The sequence below is a fragment of the Actinoplanes sp. NPDC049681 genome, assembly GCF_044465265.1.
Taxonomy (GTDB): Bacteria; Actinomycetota; Actinomycetes; order Mycobacteriales; family Micromonosporaceae; genus Actinoplanes.
In genome coordinates, this window is sequence record NZ_JBITLP010000004.1 from 610,873 (window position 1) to 633,940 (window position 23,068).

Consider the following 23,068-nt stretch of genomic DNA (forward strand, 5'->3'; position numbering starts at 1 on the left):
CACCGGGGCAAAACATGCCGGACGACCGGGGTTGTCTGCCGCACAGCCGGGTAACCGCCCCGACATGACTGAGTATCCTCGCGTCGCCGTCGTCACCGGCTCCGAGTCGGGCATCGGCCGGGCGATCGCCGTCGCCCTCGCCGAGGACGGGTACGACATAGGCATCACCCGGCACCGCGACACCGAGCACGCCCAGCGCACCGCCGACGAGGTTCGCAAGGCGGGCCGGCGCGCCGAGATCCGGTCCCTCGACCTCACCCGGCTGCCGGACGCGGCCGCCGTCGTGGACGACCTCGCCGAGGCGCTGGGCGGCATCGGCGTGCTGGTCAACTGCGCCGGTACGGGCATCTCGACGCCGGTGCTCGAGACGGGCTGGGAGCAGTGGCGCCAGGTGCTCGCCGTCGACCTGGACGGGCCGTTCCTCTGCGCCCAGCGCGCCGCCCGCCGCATGGTCAAGGCGCGCCGGGGCGGCCGGATCATCAACATCACGAGCGTGCACGAGACGGCGCCGCGGGTCGGCGCGGGCGCGTACTGCGCGGCGAAGGGCGGCCTCGGGCTGCTGACCAAGGTCATGGCACAGGAACTGAGCGAGCACCGCATCACGGTCAACGCGGTGGCGCCCGGCGAGATCGCCACGGCGATGACCGGGCAGGAGGACCAGGACCCGCACGGCGAACGGCGTCCCGGCGTACCGCTGGGCCGGCCCGGCGACGCCCGCGAGGTGGCCGCCGTGGTGGCCTTCCTCGCGAGCCCGCAGGCGTCCTATGTGACCGGTGCGTCCTGGCCCGTCGACGGCGGCATGCTGACCATGGGACCGCAGGCGGGCTCGCACCTGACCGGCGACGACTGGCGCCGGCCCTGAGGGTCAGCCGGTCAGCTTCTTGATCGCCGAGCGGTCCAGCGCCGCGAGCAGGGCGGCGGGATTCTCGTACGTCTCGACGGCACCCGCCGCCATCAGCTCGTCCGCACTCGTGCCGCCGCACGTCAGGCCGATGCACGGGATGCCCAGCTTCCCGGCCGCCTTGACGTCCCACACCGCGTCCCCCACGAAGACGCACTGCTTCGGGTCCACGTCGGACTGATCGAGCGCGGCCTGCAGGATGTCGGGTGCCGGCTTGCTCTCCTTCGCGTCCGCCGACGACGTGGCCGCGGTGATCGCGTCCTCCGCGTCGATGACAGCGCGCAGCTTCCCCAGCTCAGCGCCCTTGGCCGAGGAGGCGAGCACCACGGCGAGTCCCCGCTGGGCGCACTCCCGCAGCAGGTCGGCGGCGCCGGGCAGCGGGCGCAGACGTTCCCACCAGGCCCCGTACAGGATGTCGTGGGCGATGGTCATGTGCTCGTCGTCGCTCTTATCCCGGTCGGTGCCGAGCAGATGGTCGATGATCTTGTCGGAGCCCATCCCGATGGCCCGGTGGATCTCGGCCATCGGGGCATCCTTGTCGTGCTGCCGCAACGACTCCCACCACGCGACCGCGTGCAGGTAGGTGGTGTCGACCAGCGTGCCGTCGACGTCGAAGAGCACTCCTCGCTTGGCTGTCATGAGCAGCGGTTACCCCTTTTCCGCGGGGGGTATCAACATCTCGAACCAAACCGTCGACCCGCGCACCGTGGGGTCGGTGCCCCAGGTGTCGCTCAACTCCTCGATCAGCCCCAGGCCACGGCCCCGGCTGCTCAGCGTGTCGGTGCGCGCGCGGGTGACGGCACCGCGCGTACCGGTGTCGGCCACCGAGACCAGCAGGCGCTCCGCGCTGAGATCGATCCGGACCTGGGCCGGGGTGCCCGCGTGCAGCAGAGCGTTCGTCGTGAGCTCGCTCGTGCACAGGATCGCCGCGCCGATCACCGGCTCGGGCACCGCCCAGTCGCGCAGCCGGGTCGTCATCCACTGCCGTACCCGGCTCGGGCCGGTCGGCTCCGCCGGCACCTGCATCGTCGCCGACCGGCTCAGCGCCACGGCCCGCTCGACGGCCAGGACGGCCACGTCGTCGTCCGTGCTGCCGGCAACCGCCGCCGTCGCCAGCGAACAGAGGTTGCGAGGATCGCCGCTGGTCGCGCTCGCGGCGGCCCGGACCAGGTCCTGCAGACCCGCGCTGAGGGTACGGCCCCGGCGCTCCACCACGCCGTCGCTGAACATCAGGATCGTGTCGCCGGGCTCCAGGCGTACCGTGCTGGTCCGCCAGGATCCGCCCAGGCCCAGGGGCGCACCCGGCGGCAGGGCGACCAGCTCGGCCGACGCCCGGCCGCGCCCGGCCCGGCGCAGCACCGGCGGGGGATGGCCCGCGCTGCCGAGCGTGATCGTCCCGTCGGTCTGGTCCAGCACGCCGTAGACGACGGTCACGAAGATCTCTTCGTTGCGGGACTCGGCCCCGAGCGACCCGACGAGCCGGTCGAGGCCCGCCAGCACCGTCCCGGGCGCGGGATCGGTCAGCGCGAGGGCGCGCAACGCGGCGCGCACCTGGCCCATCACTGCGGCGGCGCGCACGTCGTGTCCCGCCACGTCGCCGAGCACCATCGCCAGCCGGCCGTCGGCCAGCTCGAACGCGTCGTAGAAGTCGCCACCGGCCGCGTTGCCGTCGACGCCGACGTCGTAGCGGGCGGCGATGCGGAACCTGTCCAGCTCCGGCAGGTGTTCGGGGAGCATGCTGCGCTGCAACAGCTGGGCGGTGCCGTGCTGGGCCTCGAACCGCCGGGCCCGCTCGGCCGCCTGGGCGACCAGCTCGGCCGCCGCGTACAGCAGAGCCCGCTCGGCCGGCAACCAGGCGTGTGCGGCGCGGTAACCCATGGTCAGGGCGCCGCGCAGCGACGGCGTGCGCAACGGCATCGCGGCCAGGGCGCGGATGCGGCGCTCGTGCCGGTCGGTCGCGACCTTCGCCAGCGGCGAACCGTCGGTCTGGAACGTGGGCCGCCCGCTCTGCGCCGCCACGACCAGCGGGAACGCCGAGTCGTTGCCGACCCGCTTCCACAGCGGGGGTAAGCGCTCGTCGACCTCGTCGACCATCTCGCCCCTGATCCGCCGCACGTACCGGAACTCCGCGCCGTCGTCCACCGCGAAGACGCAATGGTCGACGTCGAACGAGGCCATCGCGTACGACAGCACGACCCGCGCCACGTCGTCGATGGTCAGGGCCGACGCGAGGCGGGCGGTGAGCTCGCCGAGGCTCTGCAGCCGCCGGGTGACCTGGGTCGTCTCGGCCGCCACGGTGAGCACGCCGACAACGGAACCGTGCCGGTCGCGTACCACGGAGTGCCCCCGGGTGAACGACGCCTGCTCGACCTGCCCGCCGCGCGGGACCGCCATCTGGGTCTCGGCCTCCAGAAAGGACTGACCGCTGCGGTAGACGTCGTTGATGATGCCGCCGACCCCCGGCGTGTGCCAGAGATCGCCGAAGACGTCGGCCGCCGGGCGTCCCAGGGCGGCCGGATGCTTGCCGCCGATGACCTCGCCGTAGGCGTCGTTGTAGATCAGCACGTGGTCGTCGCCGTAGGCGAGGGCCATCGGTACCGGCGACGACAGGACGACCTCCACGGTCGCCCGGACCACCGGATCCCAGGACTCCATCGAACCCAGCGAAGTGGTTTCCCACGGGTGCGCGCCGACGAGCTCGGCGCAGTCCGGATTGCGCTGCGCCGCCCCGCCTTCCTGTGCGGGCGCCGCCCCGCCTTCCTGAGCGGGCAGCGTCGTCGCCGAAGGGCTCCCCATGCCGACCATGCGTTGAGCCTAGCCCGCCTCCGCCGTTCGGACGATGCCGCCACTGTACGGACGTCCGGTTCTGTCCGGTACGCGCGGGTGCCCGTTGCCCACCGCCCCCGTGTGATGTGACGGTGGGTAGTTCCGCCGTACCGAAAACGGGTCTCGGTCTTGGATCTTGGCTCCCCTATAGTGCCGCGCGTGAGTGAAACGTGGCGGCCCCGGCCCAGCCGCGGCGTCATGGGGTACGTCGCTGAGCTGCAACAATTCGACCCTGTCCCGCCATCGGTCTACGAACTGGACCCGCCTGCGCCGGCTCATCAAGAGCCCTACCCGGACTACCACGCTTTCCAGGAGCCCGGCTTTGAGGAGTCCGGCTTTGAGGAGCCCGGCTTTGAGGAGCCCGGCTTTGAGGAGCCCTCCCCGGATCTCGGCTACGACAGCTTCGAAGAACCCGCGCCCGAGCTGGTCTACTCGGCGGCGACCGACACCTTCTTCTCGGCGCCCGAGGTCGAGCCGCCGCCGATCGTGTCGCACGTGCGGCCGGAGCCGGCGGGCAGCCGGATGCGGGCCGTCGTGCTGTCCGCGGCGATCCTGGCGATCATCTCCGGTGTCGGCATCGGTTACGCGGCCTGGGACACCACGGGTGGCACGACGTACGCGCAGCCGCCCGCCGCTGCCACCTCCGCCCCGCCCGGGGACGGCCCGCTCAACCTCGCACCGGTGCTGCCGGGCGTCGACCCGGTGACGGGCGCCGCCTCGGACCCGACGACGACGCCCCCGGCGGCGCCCACCACGGCGGCTCAGGTCGCGCCCGCACCGGTGCAGGTGCCGAAGGGGACGACGGCTCCCGCCGTACCCGGACTGCCGGACCGGCCCCAAGCCACCGCCGAGCCCACCTCGCCGGAACCGGCCGAGACCAGCGACGCACCATCGGACACCGGGCCGGTCGCGCTCCCGCCGCGCCTGCTTCCCGCGACAGCCGTTCTGACTTTCGCCGCTGATCAGAGCGAGGAGGGCTGGACCGGGTACACGGGGACCGTACGGGTCACGAACCCGGGCGGCATCGCGAACCGGGACTGGACGGTCACACTGACCGTGCCCGGCGGAAACGCGGTGAGCGCGTCGGGTGCGCGGGTGGAGCAGGACGGGGAATCGGTGACGTTCACCGGCGAGCCGGTGGGAGCCGGCGAGACCCTGACGTTCACGTTCTCGGTCGAGGGGACGCTGACGGAGCTGCCGGGCGGCTGCCGGATCGGCGGCATCGCCTGTTCCTGAGAGGGCCGGCTGCTTTTGCTCCTCCTGAGGGCGGTCGCCCGTTCCTTGGGTCCTGCGGGCGAATCCTGGCGATCTGCTGACCATCGGCTCCGGGCCGGTGCGGAGGGACCGTCGCCGATCTAACCTCGTCTCAGGTGGGCGCCGGCCGCCCACCTCCGGTCCGACCGGCGAGGAGGCCAGATGAACGGCTCCGACCTGAGCGGCGCTCTCGGCGACATGTGGCGATCGGTACTGCTGTTCGTCCCGACCGCCCTAGCGTTCGTGGCGATCTTGATCATCGGCTACGTGCTGGCCCGGCTGGCCCGGACCGTCGTCCGCAAGACCCTGCACCGCGTCGGCTTCGACCGCGCCGTCGAACGGGGCGCGATCGGCCGCGCCCTCGGCGGCCGCGTCGAGCCCAGCGACCTCTGCGCCAAAATCGCCTTCTACGCGGTGCTGCTCTTCGCCCTCCAACTGGCGTTCGGCATCTGGGGCCCGAACGCGGTCAGCGACCTCCTCACCGCCCTCGTCGCCTGGCTGCCCCGCGCCTTCGTGGCCATCGTCATCATCGTGGTCGCCGCAGCGATCGGCGGCGCGGTCCGCGACCTGATCGACAGCGCGCTCGGCGGTCTGGCGTACGGCCGCATCCTGGCCCAGGCGGCCTACTGGCTGATCGTGGGCCTCGGCATCATCGCTGCCCTCGAACAGGTCGAGATCGCTACGGCGGTCACCCAACCGCTGCTCATAGCGATCCTCGCCACCGTCGCCGGCGTCGTGATCGTGGGAGTGGGCGGCGGCCTGGTGCGCCCGATGCAACAGCGATGGGAAATCTGGCTCGACCGCGCAAGCGCCGAGTCGGCGGTGATCCGAGCCCATGCCCGCAGCTACACCGAGGAAAAAGCCCGCCGTGCGGAGGAGGAGGCCCGCCGTGCGGAGGAGGCGCGGCTAGCGGAGGAGGCCCGCCGTGCGGAGGAGGCGCGGCTTGCGGAGGAGGAAGCTCGCCGGGCCGAGGAGGCACGGCTTGCCGAGCGCCGGGCTGAGGAAGCGCGGCTTGCCGACGAGGAGGCTCACCGAGCGGAGGAAGCCCGCCGCGCTGGCGAGGAATCTCGTCGAGCGGAGGAGGCGCGCCGTTCTGAGGAGGCGCGGGTAGCGGAAGAAGCACGGCTCGCAGAGGAGGCCCGGCTTGCGGCGACGGCCCGCGAAGCCGACGAGACCCAAGTCGTCGAGCAGGCCCGCCCTGGTGGGGAATCGCAGGAGTCGACCGAATCACCGGCGTCCTCACCGGCGGGCCCTCCACCTTCGGCCTTCCCGCCGTCGGCGGGTCCGCCGTCGGCTTCCCCGTCGTCAACGTCTCCGCCTCCTTCGTCCCCATCTCCGGAGACTCGGTCGCCCGCGCCTCCGTCGTCGGCTCCGTCGTCCTCGATGTCTCCGTCGTCGGGCTTCCCGCCGGCCGCGCCTCCGCCACCGGGTCCTTCACCGCTGGCGGAGGCGGGCCCGGGGGAGGCAGGTCCGGGGGAGGCAGGTCCGGGGGAGGCAGGTCCGGGGGAGGCAGGTCCGGCGGAGGCAGGTCCGGGGGAGGCAGGTCCGGCGGAGGCAGGTCCGGGGCAGGCAGGTCCGGCGGAGGCGGGCCCGGGGGAGGCACGCCCGGCGGGCGCGCGTCCGAGCGAGAAGACGCGTAGGTCCAGGAGATCGCGCAGGGCCGAACAGGCGCGACGGGCGACCGGCGGGCGGGACGCCGCGGAGGCGGATCCGGCCGCTGAGGGACCGGCGGCTGAGGCGCCTGCGTCTGCGGGCCGGACCGAAGCGGCGCGGCGGGAGCAGGAAGAGCGTGCCGAGGCGGCGCGGCAGCAGCTCCTGGAAGCGGTTGCCGGCGAGCAGACCCAGGTCATTCCGGTGCGGCGATCCCGGCGCAGCTCCAACCCGGTGCCGGGCTTCGATGACGATGACGACGATCCGGACACCACGGCCGACGTTCTCACGCCCTCGGATGCCGACGGCCCGGCCGCCGGTGGGGTCGAGTGGAAGGAGGTTCGCGACGAAGGCGAACGGACCCAGGTGATTCCCCGCCAGCCTGACCCGGCCGATGGTGAGCAGACCCAGATCATCAAGCCGCCGGGTGGCGATCGAGGCGGACGGTAGCGGGGCCCGGACGGAGAAAGGGCCGGCACCTCGGTGAGGTGCCGGCCCAGAACGGTCGGTGGCCTGTCGGGTTTGAAGTGCCGTCAGCGGGACTGCGGCAGCTCGCGGGCGAGCGAGCAGACCGCCAGCAGGCGGTTGAGGACCCAGTCGTTCGCGCTCCAGTCGATCGGGCCTTCGGGGGCGCGCCAGCCGTGCTTGAAGGCGGCGTCGCGGACGCCCTCGGCGTAGGCGGCGAGGATCACCGGGGTGAGCGGACGGACGTCGGTCGAGAGGCTGTCCCGGATGCCCGCCATGTGCTGGTCGACGGCGGCCAGCAGGCCCGGAGAGTGGGCCGCGGCCGCGAGGCCGGTGACGCCGACGGACGACATCAGCTCGGCGAGGCAAGCGGTGGCGGAACGCAGGGCAGCACGGGCGGCAGCGCCGCTGAACAGGCCATTCATGGGAAGAAACGTTAGGGACGCCGAGGTAGCCAACGGTTCGCCTGATCGGTGCAGCTCGGTTGAACCGCGGACCGCCGGGGAAAGATCCCGGGCATGAGCGATGGTCCCGACAACGAGCACCGGAGGCCGGAAGGGCTCGACGACACCACGGTCGAAGCCCTCGGCAAGCTGAGCGAAGCCCTGGAAATGATCGAACGCGTGCGCGGCCACCTGTACTCGATGCATCAGCTGATCGGGGAGGCCGACTTCAAGCTCGACGACGCGGTCGACCTGCTCCGCAAAGCGGGGCACGAGCAGCTCGCGCAGCGGGTCCAGAACGAGCTGATCGGCCGCAACGTCATCGAGGGTCGGTGGACCTTCCAGGTCGTCGAGGAGTTCGACGACCTGTACTACGCCGAGTTCAAGGGCATCGAGAAGGACGCCAGGGACCAGCTCGCACAGGGCAAGCGCCACCTGTACGAGGCGGAACTCAAGGAGCAGCGGCGTACCAAGGGGCGCAGGGGTCACGAGGCCCGGCCCTAGCCCGAATCTCCGCCGGTAACGCCTGATAGCCGCCCGTACGGCCGCTTCCCGCTGGTCCCGCCGGTACGCCGTTTCCCGCTCGTGGGGACCGTTCCGCTCGTGGGGACCGTTCCGCTCGTGGGGACCGGCGGTGAGGAGCCGGCTCCGGTGGGCGTTTCGCGATGGGATCTCCGGCCTGTTCGGTTCGGCGGCCGGTCCGCGGATGTTCGGTGGTGCCCGGCTCTACTCGAGCTCGGCGCGCGGGCGGCGACGCTGGGCGTCGTCGGCGATGATCACGGTGGCGACGAGGAGGGCCACAACCACGGCGAAGAACCATGAGGCGTCATCGATGAGCGACGCGGCCAGCGGTGCCTGGAACGCGGCGAGCAGGAAGCCCACCCAGGCGATGCGGCGCTGACGCTCGGAGAGGAAACCGGCAGATCGCATCCGGCTAGTGTTGCCGGATTCGGGCGGTTCGCCGTCACCCTTTCGGCCGATCTCGGGTTGTCCGATAGTGCCCACTGCGCTCCGTCGTCGCCGGTCCACGAGCGGTACGCGACTGCCGTTTGCGCAGCTCATCGCGTTGCCGGCCGGAGAGGTCGTCCGGCGGTCCCAGGATGCATCGCAGGTCAGAGGGTCTTCCGAGGTTTGCCGGCCGTTTATACCTTTCGTGACTACTCGGAGCGTTCGCCCTGGAAGCCGGGTCCGGACGCTTGATGGGGAAATGCCGCTGTTGCGCGCCGGCACACCCTGGCGCCGGTTCCTCGCCTGTCTGCGGCCCGACCGGATCGGTGGGAGGACCGGTGCGCAAGACGTCGGCCGCCTCCGCCGACGCTCCCGAGTGCCGGCTGCCGTCGTCGTGGCGACGACGGCTCTGGCCCTGGCGGCCTGCTCGCCGGCCACCACGTTGAGCGCCCGGCAGGTGCCGCCCGATGACGGACCGCAACCTCACGTGCAGGCGGGGGCGTTGCACGGGCGTACCGATGGCTTTCTCATGGTCCGTGATGCCGCCTCGCGCGTCGAGGTTCGGGTGGCGGACCTGCCGGGGCTGCTCTACCGGGTGAGCACCCCCGCCGACTCCGGGCTGTATCCGCAGGTCACGGGGGTGCCGGGCCGGGTTCGGGTGGGGCTCGTGCCGACCGGTGCCGATGGGCCTGACACCGTCGAGATCGAGTTGAACCGGCGCGTGCGCTGGGACATCCGCTTACCGGCCGGGGCGGGGGAGCAGCATCTCGATCTTGCTGCTGGGCGGGTGCGGCGGCTCGAGCTGGGTTCCGGTGCGGGGCTCGTCAGCATGCGGCTTCCGGCGCCTGCCGGGCCGGTGCCGATCGCCCTGTCCGGGTCGGTCGGCGAGCTGGCCGTCACCGTACCGCCCGACGCTGCCGTCAAGCTGCGGCTTCGCGGGGGCGCGGGGCTGGTCGCGGTGCCGTGGGCGGCCCGGGTCCGTGCCGCGCCGGGCGCGGTCGTGGCTCCGGAGGGCTGGGGTACGGCGAGAGATCGCTACCTGCTCGACGCCGATGCCGAGGTGGGCACCGTGACGGTCCTGGGATGACGCGAGGGGGGCGGACGGCGGCCTGAGGCGAGCGGCCGCCGGCCGGGGAAACGAATCAGTGCGGGCCGCCGCGTCCGGTCGTGCTCGGGCGGTACTCCCGGTCGGGGTCGGTCTCGCCGGTCTCGGACGTGACCTGTGCGCCGTGCCCGAAGGCTTGTTCCAGGCCGGCGTCGTTGTCGGTCGGGTCGCCCTGGCCGTCGGTGTCCCAGGTGGCCATGGCCTCGCTGAGGTCCTTCACCGAGAGCTTGTCCTCGTCGCGCCACACGCCGGCGTCTTCGCGATCAGTCATGGTTTCCGCGTACCCACGAAAAGGCCGCCGGAATCCCGGCGGCCTCGTCGATGGTGGGGTTCTTACGGCTGCGGGCGGTCGACCTCGCCGCGCCAGGCGCCGGTCTCGACGCCGCCGCGCGATTCGATGAACTCCTTGAAGCGCTTCATGTCGCCCTTGACCTGGCGGTCGAGGAAGCCGAGCTTGTCGCCGGCCTGTTCCAGGGCGCCGTCCGGCTCGAAGTCCATCTGGCAGGTGACCCGGGTGTGGGTCTCGTCGAGGCGGTGGAAAGTGACGACGCCGGCCTGCTTGCTGCCCTCGGTGGTGGTCCAGGCCACGCGTTCGTCCGGCAGCTGCTCGGTGATCTTGGCGTCGAACTCACGCTTCACGCCGTCGATGTTGGTCTTCCAGTGGGTGGTCGTCGCGTCGAGCTGGCGGATCTCCTCGACGCCGCCCATGAACCGGGGGAACTCTTCGAACTGGGTCCACTGGTTGTACGCGGTGCGTACCGGCACGCTGACGTCAACGGACTCGGTGACTGTACTCACGGTGTTTCCCTCCTTGTGGGTTTCCCCGCCTTACGGTGATGCGCCTGATCACGCGTTGACCGCGCGCCAGACCTCGCTGACGGTGCGGTAGCCGAAGCGGCTCAGCGCGCCGGGGCCGTCGGCCCCGCCGGCACCAAGCTGGCCTGAGGCTGGTCCTCGCCCGAGGGCTCGGCCATCTTCCATTCCTCGGCCCGCGCGCCCGCCGTGCCCTGGACGGTCCCGCGGATCTCCTGGGCCATCTCGTCGTCGACGCGTGGGCTGTGCTTGCTGCTACCGCGTTCCATAACGAAAAGGTGCCCGGCGGTCCGGCGGCTAAACCGTTCGATCGTCGTCGGCCGGTTCCTTGGGCGGCAGCGGCGGGTCCGGGTCCTTCTCGCCCGCCTGCAGCTGGCGGCCGCGCTGCACCTCGGCGTTGATCTCGACGCCCAGCATGAGGGCGGAGTTGGCCAGATAGAGCCAGACCAGGAAGGCGATGATCGCGCCGAGGCTGCCGTACGTCTTGTCGTACGAGCCGAAGTTGGCGACGTACAGGCCGAAGCCGAACGAGGCCAGCGCCCACGCGAAGAGGGCGACCGCGCCGCCGAGGGTGAGCCATCGGAAGCGCGGCTGGCGTACGTTCGGGGCGATCCAGAACAGCATGGACAGCAGCAGCATCAGGATCATCACCAGCACCGGCCAGCGCCCGATCGACCAGGCCGTCCGCGCGGTGCTGCCGGCGTGCAGGGCGTTGCCGACCGCGTCGACGAGCGGGCCGCTGACCACCAGCCCGGTGCCCACCATCGCCATGAGCACCAGGGCGACGGCGCTCAGCCCGATCTGCAGCGGCCGCAGTTTCCAGAACGGCCGGCCCTCCTTGACCCCGTAGATGCGGTTGGACGCCCGGGTGAAGACGCCGACGAAGTTGGAGGCCGACCACAGCGCGCCGAGGAGACCGAAGCTGAGCAGGGCCTTCGCGGAACTCTGCTGCACGATGACCGCGTCCAGGACGGCGGTGAAGTTCTCGTTGCCGACCACCGAGCCGGCGCCGAGGTCCTTGAGGATGCCGAGGATCGTCTCCACCGCGGTGCGCCCGTCGGTGACGAGATTGACCAGCGCCACCACCACGATGGCGACCGGGAAGACCGCCAGCACGGCGTTGTACGTCAGCGCCGCCGCCAGGTCGCCGCATTCGTCGTCGATGAAGCCGTTGATGCTGCGCCAGAGCACGCCGCGCCACGTGGACCAGCGCAGCTGCCGGAAACGGCTGGGCAGGGCCGGGGAAGGGGCGTCCGGACGGGTCGTGGCGGCTGTCATCTCGTCTCCGGCTCCCATCCGTCACGGCATGCGCACTTGTCACTACCCGGGGTGGGTTTGCCGCAAACGGCAAGGGGTACGGTCGGCGCGTGGAGCAAGCGGACGCGATCGTCATCGGTGCGGGACACAACGGCCTGGTAGCGGCGAACCTGCTCGCCGACGCGGGGTGGAGCGTCCAAGTGTTGGAGGCGACACCGCAACCCGGCGGCGCGGTGCGGTCCGGCTATGTGACCGCGCCCGGCTATCTCAGCGACCTCTTCAGCTCCTTCTACCCGTTGGGCTTCGCCTCGCCGGTGCTGAAGGACCTCGGCCTGCAAGCGTACGGGCTGGAGTGGACCCACGCACCCGACGTCCTCACCCATCTGCTGCCCGACGGCCGCGCCGCCACGGTGAACCGCGACCTCGAGAAGTCCATGGCGTCGATGGAGCAGTTCGCGGCGGGCGACGGCGAGCGGTGGAAGCAGGCGTACGACGATTGGTGCGACGTTTCCGCCGAGATGCTGGGCGTGCTCTTCACGCCGTTCCCGCCGGTGCGTGCGGGGTTGCAGCTGGCGCGCCGGCTCCGCGTCGGCGGCTCGCTGCGGCTGGCCCGGCGCCTGGTGCTGTCCGTACGGGAACTGGGCGGCGAGTTGTTCAAGGGCGAGGGCGCGAAACTGGCCCTTGCCGGCTGCACCCTGCACACCGACCTGTCGCCGGAAGAGGCCGGGGGAGGCGTCTACGGCTGGTTGCTCGCCATGCTGGGTCAGCAGTACGGCTGGCCGGTACCGGTCGGCGGCGCCCAGAAGATCACCCAAGCGCTGGTCGACCGGCTGCTGGACCGCGGCGGCCGGATCGACTACGAGACCCCGGTGTCGCGCGTGCTGGTCGCCGGGGGCAAGGCGATGGGCGTACGCAGCGCCGACGGCCGCAACTGGCGCGCGTGCCGGGCGGTTCTCGCCGACGTCCCGGCCCCGGTGCTGTTCCTGGATCTGGTCGGCGCCCGCTGGCTGCCGTCCCGGTTCGCCGAGGACCTCGAGCACTTCCGCTGGGATGGCGCGACGGTGAAGGTGGACTGGGCGGTCAACGGCAAGATGCCCTGGAAGAACCCGGCGGTGGCCGGATCGGGGACCGTGCACCTGGGTGCGGACCTCGACGGGCTGACCCGGTACTCCGCGCACCTGGCCACGAACTCGATGCCCCCGAACCCGTTCCTGCTGCTGGGTCAGATGACGACGGCCGACGCGTCGCACTCGCCGGAGGGGACGGAGTCGGTGTGGGCGTACACGCATCTGCCGCACCGCGCCCACTGGGAGGCGCAGGAGATCGACGCGCACGTCGCCCGGATGGAGGCGGTGCTGGAGGAGCACGCCCCCGGCTTCGGGCGAATGGTGGAAGGCCGCAATGTGTTCTCCCCGGCCGACATGGAGCGGGAGAACCCGTCCCTGGTCGGTGGCGCCCTCGGTGGCGGGACGGCCGCGGCGTTCCAGCAGCTGTTCCTGCGGCCGGTCCCGGGGCTCGGCCGCCCGGACACGCCCGTGGACCGGCTGTACCTGGCGAGCGCCTCGGCGCACCCGGGCGGCGGTGTGCACGGGGCGCCGGGGGCGAACGCGGCCCGGGCGGCGCTCGCGCGCAACCGCTTCCTCACCGGCCGGGCCTACCAAGCGGTGATCAGCGCCGCCAACGGGGCGATCTACCAGTAGTGCGGGTCAGGGGCGGCGGCGCAGGAAGCCCGCCGCCGCGAGGCTGAGACCGGCGCCGAGCACCCCGGCCACCAGCGGCTTGTGCATGGTCGCCCACAACGCGAACGAGCTGGTCCGGCTCTGGTCGTCGAAAACGCCGTGCGCGCCGAAGTCCCGGTTCTCGTCCACCGGCTTGTCGACGTTGTCGTGCCACTGCGACAGGTCGATCTTCTCGCCGGTCTGCTGTCCCTGGTAGCCGCGCTTGTCGTTCGCCAGCAGCCGGTCCAGGAAGGCCGGCGCCACGATGTTGCCGAGGCGGGTCTTGAGGGTGGGGCCGCCCACGTTGATCTCGCGCTTGCCCTTGTCCGCCACGAAGAGCACGGCCCGCGCCACGACCTCCGGCTGGTAGATCGGGGGAACCGGCTGCGGGTGGTTGGGCAGGCGGGTACGAACCCAGGAGAACTGCGGGGTGTTCACGGCCGGGAGCTGGACCATCGACAGCTTGATCCGGTTGCCGTCGTGCAGCAGCTCCGCGCGCAGGGAGTCGTTGAAGCCCTGGATCGCGTGCTTCGACGCGCAGTACGCCGACTGCAGCGGGATCCCCCGGTACGCCAGCGCCGAGCCGACCTGCACGATGGCGCCGTGCCCGGCCGGGCGCATGTGGCGCAGGGCGGCGAGCGTTCCGTGCACCGTACCCAGGTAGTTGACCTCGGTGACCCGGCGGAACTCGGCCGGACTGATCTCCCAGGTCGGCGCGAAGACCGACGTCATGGCGTCGTTGACCCAGACGTCGATGCCGCCCCAGGCCGCGGCGATGTCGTCGGCGGCCTCCTGGACGGCGTCCGCGTCGGACACGTCCACCTGGTAGGTACGCACGTCCGCCGCGCCGGCCGCGCGGGCCTCCAGCGAGGCACCCTCGAGTCCGGCGCGGCCGCGGGCGAGCAGCGCCACTCGGGCGCCGCGGCGGGCATAGGCGACGGCCACCGCGCGGCCCACGCCCGCGCTGGCTCCGGTGATCACGACATTCTGACTCATGGCCGGCTCTTTTCCCGCGTCGCGATGTCCGACAAACGTCGCAGCGACTCGATGTTGCGGCGGTGCAGCACCAGATCGTTGAGCTTGGTGTGGACCCAGCGCAGCGGTCCGGCGCGGAACGTCTCCTCCATCGTCACCCGGGTACGCCCGCCGTCGACGGGGTCGAGCTGGATCCGTACCGTCGCCTCACCGAGGGGCCACAGCCCGGCGATGAGGGTCAGCTCGCGGCCCGGCGTGCAGCTCTGCACGGTGGAACTCTCGTGCAGCGACAACGGCCAGGGGCCGGCCTTGTGATGCAGTTTCGCGCCGGGACTGGGCCAGGCGGCGTCCACGTCGCGGATGTGGACGGTGCCGACGACCCAGTCGCTGTAGGTCCACCCGTCCGCGAGGACCGCGAATACCTGATCCGGGGGAGCGGGAACGATACGCTGCACGATAGCCACGGGGCGGGACATACCCCCCGGGGCGATGTTTACGCTTTCCGGACAGGGGCAAGACGCTCCGCGTATCGCCAGCCTCGACTCCGGTCTTCTCCCGGAACCAAGCTGTCGGAGGAGGACCTAGTGCGCATCGCGATGATCTCCGAGCAGGCGAGCCCGCTGCCCGCCGGCGACGCCTGCGCGGGCGCCCAGCAGCGGCACGTCGCGGAGCTCTCCACGGCGCTGGCGGAGCTCGGCCACGAGGTACGCGTCTACACCCGCCGGGACAGCCCCGACCTCCCGGCCATCGTGCCGCTGGCGGAAGGCGTCAGCGTGGTGCACGTGCCCGCCGGCCCGGCCCGGGTGCTGCCCGACGACGTCCTGCTGCGCCACATGGGCGACTTCGCGCAGTGGCTGCGTACGGACTGGCACGACACCGACTGGCTGCCCGACGTCGCGCACGCCCACTTCTGGACCAGCGGCCTGGCCGCCGTCACGGCGGCCCGGCAGGTCGGCATCCCGGTCGTGCAGTCGTTCCACGAGATCGCCGCGGGTGAACCGGCCGGCACGGGCACTTCCCGGACCGGCTACGAACGGGCGCTCGGCCGCGCGGTCGACAAGGTCGTCGCGCAGACCCATGACGAGCTGCAGGGCCTGATCCGCATCGGGGTGCCGCGGTCCCGGCTGACCGTCGTACCGGCCGGTGTGGACAGCGAACGGTTCACGCCGGACGGTCCGTCCGCCGAGCGTGACCCCGAGCGCCCGCGCATCCTGAGCGTGGGCCGGCTCGTGGAGCGCAAGGGTTTCGGCGACGTCATCCAGGCCATGCGATACGTGCCCGGCGCGGAGTGCGTCGTGGTCGGCGGTCCTCCCGCCGGGGAGCTCGCCGCCGATCCCCAGGCGAAGAAGCTGCGGGCGATCGCCGAGCAGTGCAAGGTCGCCGACCGGGTGCGGCTCGTCGGCGGGGTTCCGGCCGGCGACATGCCGCGCTGGTACCGCTCCGCCGACCTCCTGGTCGCCGCGCCCTGGCAGGAACAGTTCGAGCTGGCGCCGCTCGAGGCCATGGCCTGCGGCGTTCCGGTGATCGGCACCGCAATCGGAGGCCTCAACGAGACCGTCGTCGACGGCCTCACCGGCGATCTGGTCCCGGCCCGCGATCCGCGCGCGCTCGGCGGTGCGTTGCGGCGGCTGGTCAATGACAAGGTACGGCGGTTCGCGTACGCGACGGCAGCGCTGGACCGGGCCCGTCAGGCGTACTCGTGGAAGCGCGTCGCCTCCCAGATCGGCTCGGTCTACGCGACGGTCTCGGGCCGGCGCAGCAACGAGGCGGAGGTCGTGGCCTAGGCCCCGACGGGCGCCCCGCATCCACCGGCCGGTTGATCCGCGTCGTCACCCGCTGGTCGATTCGCCGGCGGGCGCCGGCTGTGACGCTCGAGGCATGACAGTCATCGACGTCCACCGCCTCCACAAACGCTACGGGGACACCCTCGCCGCGGACGACGTCTCCTTCGCCGTCGAGGCGGGGGAGATCTTCGGCATCCTCGGCCCCAACGGCGCCGGCAAGACGACCACGGTGGAGTGCCTCGCCGGCCTGCGCTCCCCGGACGGCGGCAAGGTCGAGGTGCTGGGCCGCGACCCCCGTGATCCGGCCCTGCGGCAGCTCGTCGGCGTGCAGCTGCAGGAGAGCCGCCTGCCCGACAAGATGACCGTACGCGAGGCGCTCGAGCTCTTCTCCGCCTTCTACCCGGACCCGCTCGGCTGGCCCGGCCTCGCCGCGGAACTCGGCCTCACCGGCCGGCTCCGGACCCGTTTCGGCCGGCTGTCCGGCGGCCAGAAGCAACGGCTCTCGATCGCGCTGGCGCTGCTGGGAAACCCCCGGATCGCGATCCTCGACGAGCTCACCACCGGGCTGGACCCACAGGCCCGCCGCGACACCTGGGACCTGATCGGCGCCGTCCGCGACCGCGGGGTCACCGTCGTGCTGGTCACCCACTTCATGGAGGAGGCGGAGCGGCTCTGCGACCGGGTGGCGGTCATCGACGCCGGACGGGTCGTCGCCCTGGACACGCCGGCCGGGCTGGTCGCGCGGGTCGCCGTCGAGCAGCGCATCGAGCGGCCGAGCCTGGACGAGGCCTTCGTCCGGCTGGTTGGCCGCGGCTCCCGGGAGGTGTGACCGTGTCCGTCCTCGCCCGCCTGGCCCGCTCCGAGTTCCGGCTGTTCCTGCGCGAACCGGCGCTCGTCTTCTTCACGGTGGCGTTCCCGTCGCTGCTGGTCGTCATCCTCGGCAGCGTGCCGGCCTTCCGGAAGCCGGACGCGGACCTGGGCGGCCTGCGGGTCGTCGACCTGTACGCGGCCATCGCGATCATCCTCACCCTGGCCATGCTCGCCCTCCAGGTCGCGCCGATGGTGCTGGCCGGGTACCGGGAGCGCGGCGTCCTCCGGCGGCTCGCCACGACCCCGGCGCCGCCGGTGGCGCTGCTCGGCGCCCAGCTGGTGACGAGCCTGCTGACCGCGGTCGCGTCCATAGTGCTCGTTCTCGTCGTCGCCCGGACCGGCTTCGGCGTGCCGCTGCCCCGGCACGTCCCGGGCTTCGTGATCGCAGTCCTGTGCACCGCCGGTGCCGCGTTCGCCATCGGTTTGTTCGTCGCGGCGCTCGCACCGTCCGGAAAGGCCGCGAACACCATCGGTACGCTGCTGTTCTTCCCGTCGATGTTTTTCGCCGGGCTGTGGACGCCGCGTGAGGCGTTCCCCGAGGTGCTGCGGCGGATCGGCGACCTGACACCGCTGGGTGCGGGGGAGCGCGCCGTGCACGATGCGATGACCGGGTCGTGGCCAGCGTGGGGGTCGCTGACGGTGCTGGCGGCGTACATGCTGGTGTTCGGTCTGGCGGCCGCCAGGCTGTTCCGCTGGGAGTAGACGACGATGTTGGTGGACGCGACGGTGCTCGCTACGGCGCCCGACCGGTGGCGGACGAGGCTCGACCAGCGGCTTCGGCTGCTGCCGTACGTGGCCCTGGCCGCCTCGACGGTCATGGCCGTGCTGGCGCGGGACACCGCGGAGGTGCCGCGCGAGCCGCTGCAGGTGTCGTTCGCGGCGGTCACCGTCACCGTTGCGTGGCTGCTGGCCTGGCGGGAGCGGCGCCGGTTCCTCGCCGTGTTCTTCGTCGGCCTGCTCGCCCTGAACGCGCTCCTGATCTGGACCAACGCGCTGTACGGCTTCTTCGCCTGGACCGGCTTCCTCTTCGTGCAGTACGCGCTGCGCGGACGCTGGCGGCTGCTGGGCGCGGCGAGCGTCGGCGTCTGTACGGGGGTGTCCCAGGTCAGGGGCGCGTGGGTGCCGGCGCAGTGGGGCACGATCACGGTGGTGATCGCGCTCAACGTGGTGATCGGCACCGCGATGACGTACCTCGCCATCGTCACGCAGGGCCACCATGTCCGCCGCGCGGACCTGGTCCAGGAGCTCGAGGCGGCGAACGGCAAGCTCGCCGCCGCGCTCGAGGAGAACGCGGCGCTGCACGCCCGGCTGGTGACCCAGGCGCGGGAGGCCGGTGTCCTCGACGAGCGGCAGCGGCTGGCCGGCGAGATCCACGACGTCCTCGCGCAGGGGCTGACCGGGATCGTCACCCAGCTCGAGGCCGCCGGTCAGGCCGCCGGTCGCCCCGCCGACCGGGACCGGCACCTGGAGACCGCCAAGCAGCTCGCCCGCGACGGTCTCGCCGAGGCGCGGCGGTCGGTCCGGGCGCTGCGGCCGCGCCCACTGGACGCGGCCTCGCTGCCGCAGGCGCTGGCCGAGGTGGTGGACGGCTGGTCGGCGCGGCACGGGGTCGCGGCCGAGATGATCTCCACGGGTACGGTGCAGCCGCTGCTGCCCGAGATCGAGGCGACGCTGCTGCGGACGGCGCAGGAAGCCCTCGCGAACGTGGCCCGCCACGCCGGTGCCCGCCGCGTCGCCCTGACACTGTCCTACCTGGAGGATCTGGTGACCCTCGACGTCCGCGACGACGGTTCCGGCTTCGACCCGTCCGCTCCGCGCGCCGAGCGGGAGGAGGGCGGCTTCGGCCTCACCGCCATGCAAGAGCGGGTCCGGCGGATCGCGGGCACGTGCGAGATCGAGTCCGAGCCGGGCGCCGGTACGGCCGTCTCCGTGTGCGTGCCGGCCATCCCGCTGGGCGCCGCCGCATGATCCGGCTGCTGATCGTCGACGACCATCCCGTGGTACGCGACGGGCTGCGCGGCATGTTCGCCGGCGACGACCGGTTCGAGGTGCGCGGCGAGGCCGCCGACGGGCGTGAGGCCCTCGCGGTGGCCCGCGCCGTCGACCCGGACGTGGTGCTGATGGACCTGCGGATGCCCGGCATGGACGGGGTCACCGCGATCCGGGAGCTGCGCGAGCAGGGCTGCGCCGCACGCGTGCTGGTGCTCACGACGTACGACACGGACGGCGACGTCCTGCCGGCGATCAAGGCCGGGGCGACCGGTTACCTGCTCAAGGACACCCCGCGCCAGGAGTTGTTCCGGGCGGTCGCCGCGGCCCACCGGGGCGAGTCGGTGCTGTCGCCGGCGGTGGCGGGACGGCTCATCGGCAGCCTGCGGTCGCCCGCCCGGGAGCCGTTGAGCCCGCGCGAGCTGGAGGTGCTCGGGCTGATCGCGCGGGGGTCCAGCAACCGCGAGGCGGCGTCACGGCTCTTCATCAGCGAGGCGACGGTGAAGACGCATCTGCTGCACGCGTACGCGAAGCTGGGTGTCCGCGACCGCGCCGCCGCCGTGGCCGCCGCCTTCGAACGCGGCCTGCTCGGCAACGCTCAGGGCCTGTCCTGACGCGGTTCTCCGCGGTAGGTGCCGAACTGCCAGCGGTTGCCCTCCGGGTCGCGGACGGTGAGGTCGTGCGAGCCGTAGTCGGTGTCGTACGGCTTGCGCACGATCTCCGCGCCCGCGGCGAGCGCCCGTTCGTGGACGGCGTCGACGTCGGCGGTCACCACGTACGCGCCGAAGGTGCCGGGCTGCAGCGGCCACTGGTCGTCCGGGTCGTCGCGCTGGGAGCCGAGCATGACGCCGCCACCCTCGGGCCAGCTGAGCTGGGCGTGGTCGACGCGGTCGCCGGTGCCGTACACGGCGGTCTCCTCGAAGCCGAACGCCTCGACGAGGAAGCGGATCAGGGCGCGGGCGTCGCGGGCCCGCAGCGTGGGCCACACCTGGGGCGGCGGGGTCGAGTCAGTCATGCACCCCATCGTGGTCGGCGACGGCCTGCGCGGCTTGGACGAAACCGATCTCCTCGGCCAGCCAGCGCGAGGGCGGGCAGCCGGCGAGGGCCCGGAACTCGCGAGCGAGGTGTGCCTGGTCGAAGTAGCCGGCGTCGGCGGCCAGCTCGGCGAGGCGCATCCCGGGGCGCAACCGGCGCCGGGCCCGGTCGAAGCGGATCACCCGGGCGGCCTCCTTGACCCCCAGGCCGGTCTCGAGGCGGAAGCGGTTCGTCAGGTGCCGGGCGCTCCACCCGGTCTCGCGGGCCAGCGCGGCCACGCCGGCGGCGCCGCCGGTCTCGACGAGCCGGCGGAACGCCCAGGCCACTCCGGAATGCGTCTCGGCGCCGGGCCGCAGCCGCCGGCCGAGCTCGGCCTCCACCGCGGCGAACCGCTGCGGCCAGGTCGCCGCGCTGCGCAGCCGCTCGCGGATCCGTTCCACGACCGCGTCACCGAGCACGTCGCCGGCGTCGAGGTCGAGGGCCGCGAGCTCACCGGCGGGCAATCCGAGCAGCGCCCTGCACCCCAGCGGGTGCAGGGCGACCTGGACGCCCGATTGGAAGCCGTCGTGAGTGATCATCGCCGGCGTCAGGTGAAGCCCGCCGAGGAGCGCGGCGTAGCGGCCCGGGTCCTGCCGCGGGTCCGGGTGGGCCGCCACGACGAGCGGATCCTCCAGCGTGAAGATCAGCGTCAGGTAGGGCGAGGGCAGTCCCCGATGCGTGCCCGGCGCGATCCCGGCCTGCCGGTACCCGGAGTACCGGGCCACGTACGGCCGCAGCGCCGGCGCGGGCCGAGCCTGCACGTACTCGTCGACGGCCATGCGCCCAGCTTGGCACCGCCGCGGGTCAGGCCGCGAGGGCCTGGGCCAGCTCGTCGCGGAACGCCCGCTCGCTCTCGGTGATCTGATCGCCGCCGATGCCGAGGACGCCGCCGGTCGACGCCGCGCCGACCACGCTCTCCGCGATCTCCACCAGCCAGTGCTTGTAGGTCTCGGCGTCCTCGGGCGTGGCCTTGGCCGCCAGCAGCGCCGACGCCTCCGCCGCCCGGGTCACCACGTCCTGCGCGTAGCCGATCGGGTCGGCAGGCTCGATGGCCGGCAGCTCCTCGCCGCGGTCCGGGTCCCCGGTCACGTCCAGGACCGCCTTGGCGACCGCGGTCACCAGCGGGCTCGCCGAGGCCCGGGCGTCCGAGATCTGGTCGAGCCCCGCGGCGGTCTCCTGGCGGGTCTTGCGCGCGCTGTCGTGCGTCGCCGCGCTCGCGGCGGTCAGGACCGACTGCGGGAGGCCGACAAGCAGCCCCCATTCGGCGTCGGTGAACCCGAACTGGGCGTACAACGGTTCGTCCGTCACGGATGTCCTCACTTCTTCTTGTCGGCGACCAGGAGAGCATGTTCCTCGACGACGGGTACCGAGAGGGTCTTGTAACCGACCTCCTCGAACAGCACCGTCACCCGATCCTCCTCGTAGCCCATCACCATGCCGGAACCCCACTCGGGGTGTCGCACGGTGCTGTGGACCGGGAACGGCTCGTCGCCGGCGGCCTCCTCGACCTCTTCGGCCAGGCCTTCGACGCAGTTGTCGCAGTGGCCGCAGGGTTTCTTGACGTCCTCACCGAAGTACGCGAGCAGCGTCTGGGTGCGGCAGGCCCTGGTCTCGGCGAAGCCGCGCATCATGTCGGTGCGGGAGCGCTGGACGATCTGCTGGCGCTCGTACGCGGCAACCGCGGCCTCCGCCGCCGCGGCCGGCAGCGGGGCGAAGACCGGGACCGTCCACTTGTTGCCCTGGCCCGCGGTCGCGGCGCCGACCTGCTCCAGCAGGCTCAGGAACTGACCGAGCTTGCGCGGGCCGAGGCCGGTCTTCTCCTTGAGCGCGGTCTTGGTGCTCGGGCCGGCGCGCAGGGCGGCGGCCAGCTCGCGCAGCTCGGCGACGTCGGGTGAGCCGCCGCTGAAGAACCGCTGGATCGCCTCGTCCTCGGCGCGCCACAGCAGCAGCGCCCGGCCGGGCTCGCCGTCGCGGCCCATCCGGCCGATCTCCTGGAAGTAGCTGTCCGGCGAGTCCGGCAGTGCGACGTGCGCCACCCAGCGGATGTTGGGCTTGTCGATGCCCATGCCGAACGCCGAGGTGGCGACCATGATCTCGATCTTGTCGGCGGTGAAGTCCTCGTGCCGCCGCTCGCGGGCGCCGGCCGCCATGCCGCCGTGGTAGAACTCGGCGGCGTACCCGGCCTGGGTGAGCCGCTCGGCGAGCTCCTCGGCCGAGCGGCGGGTGGCGACGTAGATGATGCCCGGCCGCGGTGCCTCGTCGAGCAGCGCGGTCAGCCGCCGCCACCGGTAGTCCTCGTCCGGGCAGTACGCGACCTCGAGGAACAGGTTGCGCCGGTCCAGCCCGGACACATGGATCTCGGGGTTGTGCAGGTGCAGCCGTTCGATGATGTCCTCGCGCACGGGCGGCGAGGCGGTCGCGGTCAGGGCGAGCACCGGCGGGCGGCCGATGCCCTTGATCAGGTGGCCCAGCGACAGGTAGTCGGGGCGGAAGTCGTGCCCCCAGGCCGAGATGCAGTGCGCCTCGTCGATGGCGACCAGGCCCGGGCGCAGCGCCCGCACCTCCGCCAGCCGCTCGGGGTCGCTGAGCTGCTCCGGGGTGATGAAGAGGAACTCGGCGCGACCTTCCTGGATCTCCCGGATGGCCTCGCGCTGCTGCGCCGGTGTCTCCGCGGAGCTCACCCGCACGGCTCGCGTCTTCGGGTCGCCGGAGGCGTTGAGCGCGGCGATCTGGTCCTGCTGCAGGGCCAGCAGCGGTGAGATCACCACCGTCGGCCCCGGCAGCAGGACGGCCGGGATCTGGTAGATCGCCGACTTGCCGGCCCCGGTGGGGAGGACGACCAGGGCGTCCTTGCGCCGCAGCACGGCTCGCATGGGCTTGAACTGGCCGGGGCGCAGGGCGGGCCAGCCGAAGTGCTTGCGGGCGACCCTGCGCAGGCGCGGCCCGTAGACGGGGATCTTCATCGAGCGGCCATTGTGCCCTGGCCGGGCCACCAC

At 72.4% G+C, this 23,068-nt stretch carries 24 protein-coding genes and 1 pseudogene; 11 read left to right on the plus strand and 14 right to left on the minus strand.

The window, feature by feature from the left end; genetic code table 11:
* Window positions 1–64 precede the first annotated feature (64 nt).
* Window positions 65–862: an SDR family oxidoreductase gene (locus tag ACIBO8_RS17220; protein ID WP_396116193.1), complete on the plus strand. Its 798-nt coding sequence runs from the start codon at window positions 65–67 to the stop codon at window positions 860–862.
* 3 nt (window positions 863–865) lie between these two features.
* On the opposite strand, the gene ACIBO8_RS17225 is transcribed toward ACIBO8_RS17220, so the two are convergent.
* On the minus strand, window positions 866–1,540 hold the full coding sequence (locus ACIBO8_RS17225; protein WP_396116194.1) for an HAD family hydrolase: 675 nt from the start codon (window positions 1,538–1,540) through the stop codon (window positions 866–868).
* 9 nt (window positions 1,541–1,549) lie between these two features.
* Window positions 1,550–3,706: a SpoIIE family protein phosphatase gene (locus tag ACIBO8_RS17230; RefSeq protein WP_396116195.1), complete on the minus strand. Its 2,157-nt coding sequence runs from the start codon at window positions 3,704–3,706 to the stop codon at window positions 1,550–1,552.
* 180 nt (window positions 3,707–3,886) lie between these two features.
* Here ACIBO8_RS17230 and ACIBO8_RS17235 point away from each other — a divergent pair, with 180 nt between their 5' ends.
* Together ACIBO8_RS17235 and ACIBO8_RS17240 are read left to right on the plus strand one after the other, a co-directional pair.
* Window positions 3,887–4,963 (plus strand): hypothetical protein, encoded by a 1,077-nt coding sequence (locus ACIBO8_RS17235; RefSeq protein WP_396116196.1) that lies wholly within the window; start codon window positions 3,887–3,889, stop codon window positions 4,961–4,963.
* A gap of 180 nt (window positions 4,964–5,143) precedes the next feature.
* Window positions 5,144–7,081: a hypothetical protein gene (locus tag ACIBO8_RS17240; RefSeq protein ID WP_396116197.1), complete on the plus strand. Its 1,938-nt coding sequence runs from the start codon at window positions 5,144–5,146 to the stop codon at window positions 7,079–7,081.
* 83 nt (window positions 7,082–7,164) lie between these two features.
* Here ACIBO8_RS17240 and ACIBO8_RS17245 read toward each other — a convergent pair whose 3' ends face one another.
* A complete protein-coding gene (locus ACIBO8_RS17245) occupies window positions 7,165–7,521 on the minus strand; it encodes a DUF6401 family natural product biosynthesis protein (protein ID WP_396116198.1) in 357 nt (118 codons plus the stop codon).
* Between the two features lie 93 nt (window positions 7,522–7,614).
* Here ACIBO8_RS17245 and ACIBO8_RS17250 point away from each other — a divergent pair, with 93 nt between their 5' ends.
* Window positions 7,615–8,043, plus strand: coding sequence for a hypothetical protein (locus ACIBO8_RS17250; protein WP_396116199.1), 429 nt, complete (start codon window positions 7,615–7,617; stop codon window positions 8,041–8,043).
* A gap of 222 nt (window positions 8,044–8,265) precedes the next feature.
* Here the strand turns inward: ACIBO8_RS17250 and ACIBO8_RS17255 are convergent, their stop codons facing one another.
* Window positions 8,266–8,469: a hypothetical protein gene (locus ACIBO8_RS17255; RefSeq protein WP_396116200.1), complete on the minus strand. Its 204-nt coding sequence runs from the start codon at window positions 8,467–8,469 to the stop codon at window positions 8,266–8,268.
* Between the two features lie 394 nt (window positions 8,470–8,863).
* Between ACIBO8_RS17255 and ACIBO8_RS17260 the strand changes: the two genes are divergently transcribed.
* Entirely contained in the window at window positions 8,864–9,574 is a 711-nt protein-coding gene (locus ACIBO8_RS17260) for a hypothetical protein (protein WP_396116201.1), read from the plus strand.
* A gap of 55 nt (window positions 9,575–9,629) precedes the next feature.
* On the opposite strand, the gene ACIBO8_RS17265 is transcribed toward ACIBO8_RS17260, so the two are convergent.
* The 4 genes from ACIBO8_RS17265 to ACIBO8_RS17280 form a co-directional block, all read right to left on the minus strand.
* Window positions 9,630–9,863 carry a hypothetical protein gene (locus tag ACIBO8_RS17265; protein WP_396116202.1) on the minus strand — a complete coding sequence of 78 codons (234 nt, stop codon included), beginning with the start codon at window positions 9,861–9,863 and terminating at the stop codon, window positions 9,630–9,632.
* Window positions 9,864–9,925: 62 nt separating this feature from the next.
* The gene (locus ACIBO8_RS17270; RefSeq protein WP_396116203.1) at window positions 9,926–10,390 is read right to left on the minus strand and encodes an SRPBCC family protein; all 465 of its coding nucleotides are present in this window, start codon (window positions 10,388–10,390) and stop codon (window positions 9,926–9,928) included.
* 101 nt (window positions 10,391–10,491) lie between these two features.
* Window positions 10,492–10,674 carry a hypothetical protein gene (locus ACIBO8_RS17275; RefSeq protein ID WP_396116204.1) on the minus strand — a complete coding sequence of 61 codons (183 nt, stop codon included), beginning with the start codon at window positions 10,672–10,674 and terminating at the stop codon, window positions 10,492–10,494.
* 28 nt (window positions 10,675–10,702) lie between these two features.
* Complete coding sequence (locus ACIBO8_RS17280; protein WP_396116205.1) at window positions 10,703–11,683, minus strand: YihY/virulence factor BrkB family protein; 981 nt, start codon at window positions 11,681–11,683, stop codon at window positions 10,703–10,705.
* A gap of 89 nt (window positions 11,684–11,772) precedes the next feature.
* On the opposite strand from ACIBO8_RS17280, the gene ACIBO8_RS17285 reads away from it, so the two are divergent.
* On the plus strand, window positions 11,773–13,362 hold the full coding sequence (locus ACIBO8_RS17285; RefSeq protein ID WP_396116206.1) for a phytoene desaturase family protein: 1,590 nt from the start codon (window positions 11,773–11,775) through the stop codon (window positions 13,360–13,362).
* Window positions 13,363–13,368: 6 nt separating this feature from the next.
* Here the strand turns inward: ACIBO8_RS17285 and ACIBO8_RS17290 are convergent, their stop codons facing one another.
* Together ACIBO8_RS17290 and ACIBO8_RS17295 are read right to left on the minus strand one after the other, a co-directional pair.
* Complete coding sequence (locus ACIBO8_RS17290; RefSeq protein WP_396116207.1) at window positions 13,369–14,376, minus strand: SDR family oxidoreductase; 1,008 nt, start codon at window positions 14,374–14,376, stop codon at window positions 13,369–13,371.
* Window positions 14,373–14,819 (minus strand): SRPBCC family protein, encoded by a 447-nt coding sequence (locus tag ACIBO8_RS17295; RefSeq protein ID WP_396116208.1) that lies wholly within the window; start codon window positions 14,817–14,819, stop codon window positions 14,373–14,375. Before ACIBO8_RS17295 ends, ACIBO8_RS17290 begins: the two co-directional genes overlap by 4 nt.
* A gap of 120 nt (window positions 14,820–14,939) precedes the next feature.
* Between ACIBO8_RS17295 and ACIBO8_RS17300 the strand changes: the two genes are divergently transcribed.
* The 5 genes and pseudogenes from ACIBO8_RS17300 to ACIBO8_RS17320 all read left to right on the plus strand — a co-directional run bounded on the left by ACIBO8_RS17300 (window position 14,940) and on the right by ACIBO8_RS17320 (window position 19,612).
* The gene (locus ACIBO8_RS17300) at window positions 14,940–16,139 is read left to right on the plus strand and encodes a glycosyltransferase (protein WP_396116209.1); all 1,200 of its coding nucleotides are present in this window, start codon (window positions 14,940–14,942) and stop codon (window positions 16,137–16,139) included.
* Window positions 16,140–16,233: 94 nt separating this feature from the next.
* A pseudogene (locus ACIBO8_RS17305) lies at window positions 16,234–16,917 on the plus strand (ABC transporter ATP-binding protein); the annotation flags it as partial.
* 53 nt (window positions 16,918–16,970) lie between these two features.
* Entirely contained in the window at window positions 16,971–17,711 is a 741-nt protein-coding gene (locus tag ACIBO8_RS17310; RefSeq protein WP_396116210.1) for an ABC transporter permease, read from the plus strand.
* Window positions 17,712–17,717: 6 nt separating this feature from the next.
* Window positions 17,718–18,977, plus strand: coding sequence for a sensor histidine kinase (locus ACIBO8_RS17315; protein WP_396116211.1), 1,260 nt, complete (start codon window positions 17,718–17,720; stop codon window positions 18,975–18,977).
* On the plus strand, window positions 18,974–19,612 hold the full coding sequence (locus tag ACIBO8_RS17320) for a response regulator (protein ID WP_396116212.1): 639 nt from the start codon (window positions 18,974–18,976) through the stop codon (window positions 19,610–19,612). Before ACIBO8_RS17315 ends, ACIBO8_RS17320 begins: the two co-directional genes overlap by 4 nt.
* Here ACIBO8_RS17320 and ACIBO8_RS17325 read toward each other — a convergent pair.
* The 4 genes from ACIBO8_RS17325 to ACIBO8_RS17340 are packed head-to-tail and all read right to left on the minus strand — an operon-like array spanning window position 19,597 to window position 23,035.
* Window positions 19,597–20,013 carry a VOC family protein gene (locus ACIBO8_RS17325; RefSeq protein ID WP_396116213.1) on the minus strand — a complete coding sequence of 139 codons (417 nt, stop codon included), beginning with the start codon at window positions 20,011–20,013 and terminating at the stop codon, window positions 19,597–19,599. The genes ACIBO8_RS17320 and ACIBO8_RS17325 overlap by 16 nt on opposite strands.
* Window positions 20,006–20,851, minus strand: coding sequence for a helix-turn-helix domain-containing protein (locus ACIBO8_RS17330; protein WP_396116214.1), 846 nt, complete (start codon window positions 20,849–20,851; stop codon window positions 20,006–20,008). Before ACIBO8_RS17330 ends, ACIBO8_RS17325 begins: the two co-directional genes overlap by 8 nt.
* 25 nt (window positions 20,852–20,876) lie before the next feature.
* Window positions 20,877–21,380 carry a hypothetical protein gene (locus tag ACIBO8_RS17335; protein WP_396116215.1) on the minus strand — a complete coding sequence of 168 codons (504 nt, stop codon included), beginning with the start codon at window positions 21,378–21,380 and terminating at the stop codon, window positions 20,877–20,879.
* Window positions 21,381–21,388: 8 nt separating this feature from the next.
* Window positions 21,389–23,035: a RecQ family ATP-dependent DNA helicase gene (locus ACIBO8_RS17340; RefSeq protein ID WP_396116216.1), complete on the minus strand. Its 1,647-nt coding sequence runs from the start codon at window positions 23,033–23,035 to the stop codon at window positions 21,389–21,391.
* Window positions 23,036–23,068 lie beyond the last annotated feature (33 nt).